We start from the raw sequence: 11,943 nt of genomic DNA on the forward strand, positions 1-11,943 counted from the left end.
CTTAAACAATACGCTCGGGAGCCGTGCTTGGCTCCAGCCGAATCGCAATATACTTCGATGTAGGCGTAAAGCTCCCGAGACCAAAACTCTCCAGCGGCACCAGGGGATTTGCTTCCGGATAATAGGCTGCGGCCTGTCCCTTTGGGATATCAAAGGCAATCAGCTTGAAGCCCGAAATACGGCGCTGCTTGTCATCACTCCAAATGGAGACCACATCCACCGGTTGCCTGTCTTCAAAGCCCAATCGGTGAATATCCTCGATATGCGCGAACAACACACGGCGATCACCTTTGATCCCGCGATAGCGGTCATCGAGACCGTAAATCGTGGTGTTGTACTGGTCGTGTGAGCGCAATGTCTGCAGCACCAGGTCGGCCCGGTGTTCGGGCTTGCCAATTTTTTCCAGTAGCGCCTGGGGTAGCGGCGCCGGCAGCGATTCGGCGGTGAAGTTGGCCTTGCCGGTCTCGGTGCGCCACTGGCGCAACCCCGCCGCGTTTTGCAGGTAAAAGCCTCCGGGCTGCTGGATCTTTTCGTTAAAGCCTTCGAAACCCGGAATCACATCGGCAATCAGGTCGCGAATACGGCCGTAGTCATCGATCAGCGTTTGCCAGGGAACGGGATTCGATCCAAGCGTAGCCTGGGCAATCCCGGCAATGATCGCCGGTTCCGAGCGCATTTCCGCGGAAAGCGGGCGCAATTGACCGTATGACGCGTGCACCATACTGAAGGAATCCTCCACGGTAACTGCCTGCGGTCCGCCGGCCTGGATGTCGATATCCGTACGTCCCAGGCACGGCAGAATCAACGCTTCGCGACCAGTGACGAGATGACTGCGATTGAGTTTGGTGCTGATCTGCACCGTCAGATCGCAGTTTCGCAACGCTTCGTGAGTTGCCTTGGTATCCGGAGTGGCCTGAGCGAAGTTACCGCCCAAACCAATAAATACTTTGACGTGGCCGCGTCCCATTGCCTCGATGGTTTTCACTACATTCAGGCCGTGCTCCCGGGGTACCTGAATTTTGAATCGTTTCGCTAATGCATCCAGCAGCCATTGGGGAGGACTTTCATCAATGCCCATGGTGCGATCGCCCTGCACGTTGCTGTGCCCGCGCACCGGGCACAATCCTGCTCCGGGCTTGCCAATCTGGCCGCGCAACATTTGCAGGTTGGCGATTTCCTGAATGGTGGCGACGGAATGGCGGTGCTGGGTGATCCCCATCGCCCAGCAAATTATGGTCGCCTCACTGCGGCAGAAAATATGCGCGGCCCGCTCCAGCTCGGCCAGTTCCAAACCGGAAAAGGTGAGAATTTCGTCCCAGCTTGTATCGTCTACTGCCTGTCGATAATCCTCAAAACCCTGGCAGTGCGCGTCGATAAACGCGCGATCCAGCGGACCCGCTTCGGGCTCGCCTCGCGCATCGGCTTCGTCCTGCCATTGCAGTACACACTTGGCGATACCGCGCATCACCGCAATATCGCCACCCAGCGCGGGTCGAAAATAAGCGGTGTGCATGGCGAAGGATTTGTTGGTAAGCATCTGCAGCGGATCTTGCGGCGCCTGGAATTTTTCCAGCCCGCGCTCGCGCAGCGGGTTGAACACCACTACCTGTGCACCCCGCGCTACAGCCTCGCTGAGCGGCTCCAACATGCGCGGGTGATTGGTGCCTGGGTTCTGGCCGATCACGAAAATGGCTTCCGCGTGGTCGAAGTCTTCGTATGTGACGGTGCCTTTGCCAGTGCCGATACTGGCTTTCAGTGCAACGCCACTGGCTTCGTGGCACATATTCGAGCAGTCCGGCAGGTTGTTGGTACCGAATGCGCGGGCGAATAATTGATAGAGAAACGCGGCTTCATTACTCGCACGACCGGAGGTATAAAACGCGGCCTGATCCGGGGAATCCAACCCTTGCAGGTAGTCGGCGATTTTCTGAAATACCTGATCCCAGGTAATCGGGCGGTAGTGATCGCGAGCGCGGTCATACATCATCGGCTGTGTGAGCCGCCCCTGATATTCCAGCCAGTAGTCATCCTGAGCGAGAAGATCCCGCACGCTGTGCTCGGCAAAAAATGATTCGTCGACACCGCGGCCGGAGGCCTCCCAGTTCACCGCCTTGGCACCGTTCTCGCAAAAGCGAATGCGCCCTTCTTTCGGTGCTTCGCCCCAGGCACAACCGGGGCAGTCGAACCCGCCGTTCTGGTTGGTTTGCAGCATGGCCCGCAGATTCTTGAATGGCTGGCGGCTTTCCAGCCAGGCGTGAGCCACACTGCGCAACGCGCCCCACCCTGCTGCGGGGCGCTGGTAGGGTCGGAATCGAAAACGGTCTACCGGGGTCTTCACGGTACGCATACCTCTCAGTGATGATGGGTTGCCGGAATACTTTAGCGCCGCACACCGAGCGCGCTGTAGACTCGAGGCGTACCTGCCCCAGGAACATGGATCAGGTTGAGTCTATAGCGCCGCGCCCAGCGTACGGCGATGTCGGAAGGAGATGACAAACTCACCAGGGTTGCCACCCCACAGGACACCGCTTTCTGAACCAGTTCGAAACCGCAGCGGCTACTGATGGCAATAAATCCCCGATCCAGTGGCCATCCATGCAGGACACACCCACCGATCAATTTATCCAGCGCATTGTGGCGACCGATATCTTCCCTGCAGATCCGGGTATGCCCCTGCACGTCCACATAGATCGCCGCATGCATGGCACCGCTAATGTTGCGCGAGGGCTGACTGTCGCTGAAGCGTGTTCGAAGGTCGTGCAGGTGTCCGGGAGAAGGTAGATTGCTGTAGTCGGCGCCGTCTATGACGTTGTGGGCCGGGTTGAGCACCTTTCTCAGCGCTTCGACGCCACATAATCCACACGCACTAGAACCCGCATCGGTGCGGCGCATTTTATTTCGATCAACTTTGTACTGGTGAAAGGCGCGCTGACTGATCACAACGTTCAGATGTATGGCGTCCTGCTCAGTGTTAATTTCCAGATCGAGAAGCTGCTTTTCACTGCAAACAATCCCTGATGCCAGAGAATACCCGAGGGCGAAATCCTCCAACGCCTCCGGCGTTGCCATCATCACAGCGTGATTCAGTCCGTTGTAACTAATCGCAACCGCAACTTCACGCGCGAGCTTTTGAAAACCGGACTGGGCACCACCAACGTGGCTCTCGTGGGCGTGGAATTCGTAGCCAACAGAGGGCGGACTTTTGCTCATTACTTAATTGAAACTCAATTTGACGTCCCGTCAGCTTACACAAAGAAAAAGCCCCGCGTGTGCGGGGCTTTGGATTTTCCGAAGTTTATGTCGTGAAGCCACGACATGGCAGCGCTTAGCGCTGACTGGCCTTGAATTCGCGGCGACGGCGATGCAGGACGGGCTCGGTATAGCCATTCGGCTGCGCACAGCCCTCGAATACCAGCTCACAGGCGGCCTGAAAAGCAATGCTGCGATCAAATTCGGGCGCCATTGCGCGATAAGCGGGATCTGCGGCATTCTGGCGATCCACTACAGCCGCCATACGCTGCATGGTTTCCCGCACCTGCTTTTCGGTACAGATACCCTGCTTCAGCCAGTTGGCAATGTGCTGGGAGGAAATCCGCAAGGTGGCGCGGTCTTCCATCAGGCCCACGTCGTTGATATCGGGCACCTTGGAACAGCCAACGCCCTGGTCAATCCAGCGCACCACATAGCCGAGAATGCCCTGGGCGTTGTTATCCAGCTCGCGCTGGATATCCGCATCGCTCCAATCGGTGTTCTCTGCCACTGGCACAGTCAGGATATCGTCCAGGCTGGCGGGTTTGCGGTTCGCCAGCTGATCCTGCACTTCCGCCACATTTACCTGGTGGTAATGCAGGGCGTGCAGCGTGGCCGCCGTCGGCGACGGAACCCAGGCGGTATTGGCGCCGGCTTTCGGGTGGCCGATTTTGGCCTCCATCATCGCCGCCATCTGATCGGGAATGGGCCACATGCCCTTGCCGATTTGCGCGCGGCCTTTGAGGCCGGTGGCGAGGCCGGTATCCACGTTCCAGTCTTCGTAGGCGGCAATCCATTTGGACTGCTTCATCTCGCCTTTGCGAATCATCGGGCCGGCGAGCATTGAGGTATGGATTTCATCGCCGGTACGGTCCAGGAAGCCGGTATTGATAAACACCACACGCTCCTGAGCAGCCGCAATACACGCCTTGAGGTTGACCGTGGTACGGCGCTCCTCATCCATAATGCCCATTTTTACCGTATTGCGTGCGAGACCGAGGGCGTCTTCCACCCGGTTGAACAGCGTATTGGCAAAGGCCACTTCTTCCGGGCCGTGCATTTTCGGCTTTACGATATACACGCTGCCTGCGCGGGAGTTGCGCCGGGAGCCTTCACCTTTCAGGTCGTGAATGGCGATCAAGCTGGTGATCATGGCATCGAGAATGCCTTCCGGCACTTCGTTGCCGTCTTTATCCAGCACCGCATCGTTGGTCATCAGGTGACCCACGTTGCGCACAAACATCAGGCTGCGGCCCGGCAGGGTTAACTCGCCGCCCTCGGCGCCCTTGTATTCGCGATCGGCGTTAAGCGTGCGCACCACTTTGCGGCCGCCCTTGTTCAGGGTCTCTTGGAGATCGCCCTTCATCAGGCCCAGCCAATTGCGGTACACGATGACTTTGTCTTCTGCATCCACCGCGGCCACGGAGTCTTCACAATCCATAATGGTGGTGAGCGCTGCTTCCACCAGGATGTCTTTCACCCCGGCTCTGTCGGTCTGGCCGATGGGGCTGTTGCGGTCAATCTGGATTTCAAAATGCAGGCCGTTATGGCCCAGCAGAATGGCTTCCGGCGCGTCCTGGGCACCGCGGTATCCCGCGTACTGGCGGCTGTTTTGCAGGGCGGTAACTTTGCCATTGCCCAACTCAGCCTCCAGTAAAGAGCCGTTGATACGGTATTCGGTAACATCTTTGTGGCTTACGCCGTTTAACGGCGCCGCCTGGTCGAGGAAATCGCGGCCGAACTCAATCACCTTGGCACCGCGCACCGGGTTGTAGTCCCCAGCCTTCTCCGCGCCGTTCTCTTCGCTGATCACGTCAGTACCGTAGAGCGCGTCGTACAGGCTGCCCCAGCGGGCGTTGGCCGCATTCAGGGCGTATCGGGCGTTCATCACCGGCACCACCAGCTGAGGGCCCGCCATGGTGGCGATTTCCGCATCGACGTTTTCGGTTTTTGCAGTGAAATCCGCTGGCGCGTCTACCAGGTAACCGATCTCTTTCAGAAAGGCCTTGTACTTGTCGAGGTCGCGAAACCCGTTGGGGTTATCGCTGTACCACTGGTCCATCTGCGCCTGAATCTGATCGCGCTTGGCGAGCAGCTCGCGGTTGAACGGGGCAAGGTCGTTGACGACTTTTTCGAACTCCGCCCAGAACACTTCCTCGTTGATACCGGTTCCCGGAATCACTTCATTCGCGATCAATGCGTGTAGTTCTGTAGCGATCTGCAGACCGCCGATACGGACTCTTTCCGTCATGGTTGACCTCTTGGTACTGGTGAGTGCTGCGGCATTCTAAACATGGCAACACCCATATCACTAATTTATAGGTGCAATCTTCACTATTCGTGAAATGAATTAATTGTGGGGCTTCAACCTAAAGTTGACGGCCCACATCGAGAATCAGGCGCCGCATCCAGCGGTGCGGCGCGCTTTGCTGCAACAGTGGGCTCCACGCCATCTTCAATTCCAGGGGGGGAATCTTGAGTGGCGGCTCGCGCAAAACCACCCGCGGATTGCTGGAGGCCAACTGAGCCAGGCGGGTGGGTACGGTGACAATCAGGTCGCTCTGCTCTGCCAGCAACATCGCAACCTGATAGTGACGGGTAAACACCGAGATATCCCGCTTGCGCCCCAGACGGCCAATGGCTTCATCCACCCAGCCCAGGCGCTGTACATCTTCCGGGTTCACCCCGACGCCAACACCCATGCCGGTTTTACTCACCCAGATATGCTGCGCCCCCAGGTAACTCTCCAGATTGTAGTCTTGCAGAATCGGGTTATCCGCGCGCATGACGCAGGAAAAGGTATCGCTCCATATGGTCGCCTGATGGAAGCTCTGAGGCATGGAATCAAAGCGGTTGATCACCATGTCGACTTTGCCCTGCTCCACATCCACAAAGCTCACATCGCTGGGAGTCATGATGTCTAGACTGATACCTGGAGCGCCCACCCGCAGCTGTTTTAGCAGCGGTGGAATCAGTGTGGATTCCGCATAGTCACTTGCCATGATACGGAAGGTGCGGCGCGCATCCGTAGGGGTGAAATCGCGATTCGGCTGGATGACCTGATCTATAGCGGCGAGCGCCTCGCGCACCATGGGTTGCAGCTCCATCGCGCGCTCCGTGGGCATCATTCCCTCGCGGGTGCGCACCAGCAGCGGGTCGCCAAACAGTTCGCGCAGGCGTTTCAACCCGTTACTCATGGCCGGCTGGGACAGCCCCAGATGGCTGGCCGCACGGGTCACATTGCGCTCCCTGAGCAAAACGTCCAGGTACACCAGGAGGTTGAGATCGGCTCTTTCCAGATTCATCGGCACACTCGCTACCGGACTTCATTGACCGGTGGTTTTTATGGTTTTCAGGCTATCTGGTCATGTTCACGCTATACATCCACTCGATACATTCATGCGTTGTATAGTGAGAATAATGACAATAAATTAGCCAAATTATGCCAGCACTCCTAGGATACGCACAACCTATTCGCAGTCACCGTTCAAGGGAAAATTGCCATGCCCACTTACGCAAATGAGATCGAAACAGCCGCCAAGCTGTGTGACACCAACGGCAGCGCCTGGGATGCCATCAACCCGGAATCCATCGCGCGCATGCGCCTGCAGAACAAGTTCAAAACCGGCCTGGATATCGCGCGCTACACGGCGGATATCATGCGCAAGGACATGGACGCTTACGACCAGGACACCTCCAAGTACACCCAGTCTCTGGGTTGCTGGCACGGTTTTATCGGTCAGCAGAAGATGATCTCCATCAAGAAGCACTTCGAGGGCAATACCGACCGCCGCTACCTGTACCTGTCCGGCTGGATGGTTGCAGCACTTCGCAGTGAGTTTGGCCCCCTGCCCGACCAGTCCATGCACGAGAAGACTTCCGTAGCTGCGCTGATTGAAGAGCTGTACACCTTCCTGCGCCAGGCGGATGCCCGCGAGCTGGGCGGCTTGTTCCGCGAGCTGGATGCGGCCCGTGAAGCCGGTGATCAGGTAAAGGCAAAAGCCCTTCAGAACCAGATCGATAACCATGTGACCCACGTTGTACCGATCATCGCGGACATCGACGCCGGTTTTGGTAACGCGGAAGCGACCTACCTGCTGGCCAAGAAAATGATTGAAGCCGGTGCCTGCTGTATTCAGATCGAAAACCAGGTGTCCGACGAGAAGCAGTGCGGTCACCAGGACGGCAAGGTAACCGTGCCTCACGAGGACTTCCTGGCCAAGATTCGCGCCGTGCGTTACGCCTTCCTTGAGCTCGGCGTCGATAACGGTGTGATCGTTGCCCGTACCGACTCCCTGGGTGCCGGCCTCACCAAGCAGATCGCGGTGACCAATGAACCCGGTGACCTGGGCGACCAGTACAACAGCTTCCTGGACTGCGAAGAAGTGGCCGCAAGCGACCTGAAAAACGGCGATGTGATCATCAACCGCGAAGGCAAGCTGCTGCGACCGAAGCGCCTGGCTTCCAACCTGTTCCAGTTCAAGAAGGGCACCGGCGAAGCCCGCTGCATTCTGGATAGCGTGACCTCCCTGCAGAACGGTGCCGACCTGATCTGGATCGAAACCGAGAAGCCCCATGTGCGTCAGATCGGCGCCATGATGGATGAGATTCGCAAACAGGTGCCGAATGCCAAGCTGGTGTACAACAACAGCCCGTCCTTCAACTGGACCCTGAATTTCCGCCAGCAGGTATTCGATGCGTGGAAAGAAGAAGGCAAGGACGTGACCGCATACGATCGCGACAAACTGATGAGCGCCGAGTACGACGACACCGAACTGTCTCAGGCGGCGGACGAGAAAATCCGTACCTTCCAGGCAGACGCTGCCCGTGAAGCCGGCATCTTCCACCACCTCATCACCCTGCCCACCTACCACACTGCGGCCCTGTCTACCGACAACCTGGCCAAAGAATACTTCGGTGAGAAAGGCATGCTGGGCTACGTGGAAGGCGTGCAGCGCAAAGAAATCCGCCAGGGTATCGCCTGCGTTAAGCACCAGAACATGGCCGGCTCCGACATGGGCGACGACCACAAAGAATACTTTGCTGGTGACGCTGCCCTGAAAGCAGCGGGTAAAGACAACACCATGAACCAGTTTGGTTGATTTGTTGAAGTTGATTCGTTTGAGCCGATTCATACCCTGAGAATCGTTTCACTCACTTATTGGGCCGCTTTGCGGCCCTTTTTTGTTTACCGGTCTCACTGTACTTTCGCCTGCTCGACCGTGTGTAGCTGTCGAACGCCACCGGCGAAGTGGCTGTCGTAAATATGAACTAGGCTTTAGGCAATTCCGCAAAGATTTCACATTGCCTATGTCTACCGAATTGCCAGTCAGTGGCCATGTTCTTGTGTTGAACTGTGGAAGTTCGTCGCTGAAGTTTGCTGTTATTGATCCTCGCAGCGGCGAAGTTTCCCTAAGCGGTATAGGCGATCAGCTGGGGCAGCCTGAACCGATAGTCAACTGGAAACAAGATGGCAAACGGTATTCGCAACCTCTGCCCGAAGGGGCCAGAAATACCGAAGTGATCGCGTTTCTTGTGGAGCAGATTCTGCAACCCCAGGAACAACTGCTCAGGCAAATTGTCGCCATCGGCCATCGCGTGGTTCACGGTGGAGAGAAGTTTTCACAATCGGTACTGATCGATGATGCGGTGATCCGGGCCATCCAACAGTGCGTTGCACTGGCCCCACTACACAACCCTGCGCACTTGTTGGGTATAAAGGCGGCGACTGCGGCCTTTCCGGATTTGCCACAGATAGCCGTGTTCGATACCGCCTTTCACCAGTCAATGCCGCGCCACGCATACATCTACGCCCTGCCCTACGCTCTCTACCGCGAACACGGAATTCGTCGCTATGGCATGCATGGCACCAGCCACCGATTTGTCACGGAGCGCGCCTCCGCTCTGCTCGCGATCCCCGCTGACAAGATCAATATCATTTCAGCGCACCTGGGCAACGGTGCATCCATTACTGCCATCGCTGGTGGCAAGAGTGTCGATACCAGCATGGGCCTTACGCCACTGGAAGGTCTGGTGATGGGAACGCGCAGCGGCGATGTTGATCCGGGGCTGCTCATGCACCTTGGGGCGCGAATGGATTACTGTCTGAAAGAGATCAACGACCTGCTGAACAAAAAAAGTGGGCTCCTGGGAATTTCGGAGCTCAGCAATGATTGCCGTGCCCTGGAACAGGCTGCTGCAAATGGGCACGAGGGCGCTCAACTCGCTCTTGATATTTTCTGCTACCGGCTCACGAAGTATATCGCCGCCTATCACGGTGTATTACCCAGCGTCGATGCGGTGGTATTTACCGGGGGCATCGGCGAAAACTCATCACTGATCCGGGAAAAAGTGTTGTTGCAACTGCACGGTCTTGGCTATCGGCTCGACAGCGAAGCAAACAGGAAAACGCGTTTTGGGGCTGAAGGGGCAATTCACGGTCGTATCGACGGGAACCACGAAAAGCCAGTACTCGTGATCCCTACCAACGAGGAGTGGGTGATAGCCCGGGATGCCGCGCGACTGATACCTCGCGGCAGGGGCCACTAATAATGCCACGTACGATTATGCTGGTGCCCATCAGTGCCGGTGTCGGCATCACCTCTGTCAGCCTTGGTGCGTTACGGGCGCTTGAAAGAGATGGCGTGAGTGTTAGTTTTTACAAGCCCATTGCTGAGACGGTAAAAAATACGCGCAATCGGGACCGCAGTAACGAAATCCTGCGCAAGGCGTCCAATCTTAAGGTGGCAGAATCTTTCAGCATGCAGCACGCGGAATCCATGATTGGCCATGACGACTTGGCGGATCTGCTGGAAGAAGTGCTCGCTCGCTTCAACGAGGATGCACGGAAAGCGGACGTTGCCATTGTCGAAGGATTGGTACCCAATGCCGAAAACCAGTTTGCCAACCTGCTCAATCTGCAGATCGCCAAAACACTGGATGCGGAAATCGTTCTGGTGGTGTGTCCGAACCTGGATTCCACGCAACAATTGAAAGATCGCCTGGAAGTCGCCATGACCACGTTTGGCGGCACCAGTTCCGGTCGTGTGGTGGGGTGCATCGTCAATAAGGTCGGCGCGCCCTCTCAGGTTCCAGATGCGCCGGGTGCTGATATTACCGGTGTCTTTGAAGGGCCACGAATGCGCCGTGGCAGTCTGGAAATCCTGTCGCTGTTTGGTAAAAGCCCGCTACCGATCATTGGCTGCATTCCATGGAATGCCGATCTGGTAGCGCCGCGTGCAAAAGATCTTGCGGATCACTTTCAGGCCGAAATCATCAATTACGGTGAACTGGAGAGCCGAAGGCTACACAGCGTTACTTTTTGTTCCCGCTCCCTCGGCAACATGATTTACCGTTTTGAGCCGGGTTCCATGCTGGTAACCTCTGGCGACAGACCGGATGTAATTGTCGCAGCCTGTCTCGCCGCAATGAACGGGATCAAGATTGGCTGCCTGCTATTGACCGGTGGTTATCATATTGAATCGCAGGTGCGAAAACTGTGCGGTCCGGCGATGGAAACCGGTCTCCCGGTGATTCTTGTGGAGAGCAACACCTGGCAAACTGCCCTGCAATTACAGTCATTTAATACCGAAACACCGACCGATGATATCGACCGCATTGAGAAAGTTCAGGATTTCATTGCCGGTCACCTCGACAATCACTGGCTAGAGTCCCTCGGCAAAGACTCCAACCGACCCAAGCGCCTGTCCCCGCCCGCATTCCGCTATCACCTGACAGAGCTTGCGCGCCGAGCCAACAAGCGAATCGTGTTACCGGAAGGCGATGAGCCACGAACCGTCAAAGCCGCCGTGGTATGCGCCGAGCGAGGTATTGCGCGGCCTGTTTTGCTCGGCGATCCGAAGGAGATCCACCGAGTCGCGGAACAACAGGGGATTACGCTCGCCGACAAGGTCGAAATCATCGACCCCAAGAACGCACGCAACAAGTTTGTGGATGCGATGGTGGAACTGCGCAAGAGCAAAGGTCTGACCGAGATTGTCGCCAAGGAACAACTGCAGGACAACGTGGTTCTGGGCACAATGATGCTGGCGGAGGGCGAAGTGGATGGACTGGTCTCAGGTGCTGTCCATACCACCGCGAATACAATCCGCCCTGCCCTGCAGCTGATTAAAACAGCCCCCGGCGCCAGCCTGGTATCTTCAGTGTTTTTTATGCTGCTGCCAGATCAGGTACTGGTATACGGAGACTGCGCAATTAATCCGGATCCCAACGCGGAAGAACTTGCGGATATCGCCATACAGTCGGCAGACTCGGCGGAGGCATTTGGTATTGAACCCCGGGTGGCGATGATCAGCTATTCGACGGGGACTTCCGGCACCGGGAGTGATGTCGACAAGGTTCGAGAGGCAACAAAACTGGCACAGGAAAAGCGACCGGATCTGGTTATTGATGGGCCTCTTCAGTATGACGCGGCGATCATGGAAAATGTCGCGAAGAAGAAAGCCCCGGATAGCCCGGTGGCCGGGCGCGCAACGGTATTTATTTTTCCCGACCTGAATACAGGCAATACCACTTATAAGGCCGTACAGAGGAGCGCCGACCTCATCAGTATTGGCCCCATGCTGCAGGGGATGCGAAAGCCGGTGAACGACCTGTCGCGCGGTGCGCTCGTGGAGGATATTATTTATACGATTGCATTGACCGCAATACAGGCAAGCCAGCTGGAAAACTGAG

7 protein-coding genes are annotated in these 11,943 nt (G+C 56.8%); 3 read left to right on the top strand and 4 right to left on the bottom strand.

Annotated elements, in window-relative coordinates; all coding sequences use genetic code 11:
* Window position 1: 1 nt before the first annotated feature.
* The 4 genes from ACXAG1_RS02750 to ACXAG1_RS02765 form a co-directional block, all read right to left on the bottom strand.
* Window positions 2–2,347, bottom strand: a complete 2,346-nt coding sequence (locus ACXAG1_RS02750) for an FdhF/YdeP family oxidoreductase (protein WP_475118867.1) — start codon at window positions 2,345–2,347, stop codon at window positions 2–4.
* Window positions 2,348–2,379: 32 nt separating this feature from the next.
* Entirely contained in the window at window positions 2,380–3,210 is an 831-nt protein-coding gene (gene fdhD, locus ACXAG1_RS02755; RefSeq protein ID WP_475118868.1) for a formate dehydrogenase accessory sulfurtransferase FdhD, read from the bottom strand.
* A 115-nt stretch (window positions 3,211–3,325) separates the two neighbouring features.
* Window positions 3,326–5,500, bottom strand: a complete 2,175-nt coding sequence (locus tag ACXAG1_RS02760) for a malate synthase G (protein ID WP_475118869.1) — start codon at window positions 5,498–5,500, stop codon at window positions 3,326–3,328.
* Between the two features lie 118 nt (window positions 5,501–5,618).
* Complete coding sequence (locus ACXAG1_RS02765) at window positions 5,619–6,554, bottom strand: LysR family transcriptional regulator (protein ID WP_475118870.1); 936 nt, start codon at window positions 6,552–6,554, stop codon at window positions 5,619–5,621.
* A gap of 198 nt (window positions 6,555–6,752) precedes the next feature.
* Here ACXAG1_RS02765 and ACXAG1_RS02770 point away from each other — a divergent pair, with 198 nt between their 5' ends.
* The 3 genes from ACXAG1_RS02770 to pta all read left to right on the top strand — a co-directional run bounded on the left by ACXAG1_RS02770 (window position 6,753) and on the right by pta (window position 11,942).
* Window positions 6,753–8,351, top strand: coding sequence for an isocitrate lyase (locus ACXAG1_RS02770; protein ID WP_475118871.1), 1,599 nt, complete (start codon window positions 6,753–6,755; stop codon window positions 8,349–8,351).
* Between the two features lie 208 nt (window positions 8,352–8,559).
* Window positions 8,560–9,798 (top strand): acetate kinase, encoded by a 1,239-nt coding sequence (locus ACXAG1_RS02775; RefSeq protein ID WP_475092952.1) that lies wholly within the window; start codon window positions 8,560–8,562, stop codon window positions 9,796–9,798.
* Window positions 9,799–9,800: 2 nt separating this feature from the next.
* Complete coding sequence (pta, locus tag ACXAG1_RS02780; RefSeq protein WP_475092951.1) at window positions 9,801–11,942, top strand: phosphate acetyltransferase; 2,142 nt, start codon at window positions 9,801–9,803, stop codon at window positions 11,940–11,942.
* The last annotated feature ends 1 nt before the right edge of the window (window position 11,943 follow it).

The organism is Microbulbifer sp. ABE4_465 (assembly GCF_056160765.1).

What these genes read in the sequence shown, in the direction of transcription:
- ACXAG1_RS02750 (WP_475118867.1), bottom strand. Translation starts at nt 2,347, where the DNA reads ATGCGTACCGTGAAGACCCCGGTAGACCGTTTTCGATTCCGACCCTAC.
- fdhD (WP_475118868.1), bottom strand. Translation starts at nt 3,210, where the DNA reads ATGAGCAAAAGTCCGCCCTCTGTTGGCTACGAATTCCACGCCCACGAG.
- ACXAG1_RS02760 (WP_475118869.1), bottom strand. Translation starts at nt 5,500, where the DNA reads ATGACGGAAAGAGTCCGTATCGGCGGTCTGCAGATCGCTACAGAACTA.
- ACXAG1_RS02765 (WP_475118870.1), bottom strand. Translation starts at nt 6,554, where the DNA reads ATGAATCTGGAAAGAGCCGATCTCAACCTCCTGGTGTACCTGGACGTT.
- ACXAG1_RS02770 (WP_475118871.1), top strand. Translation starts at nt 6,753, where the DNA reads ATGCCCACTTACGCAAATGAGATCGAAACAGCCGCCAAGCTGTGTGAC.
- ACXAG1_RS02775 (WP_475092952.1), top strand. Translation starts at nt 8,560, where the DNA reads ATGTCTACCGAATTGCCAGTCAGTGGCCATGTTCTTGTGTTGAACTGT.
- pta (WP_475092951.1), top strand. Translation starts at nt 9,801, where the DNA reads ATGCCACGTACGATTATGCTGGTGCCCATCAGTGCCGGTGTCGGCATC.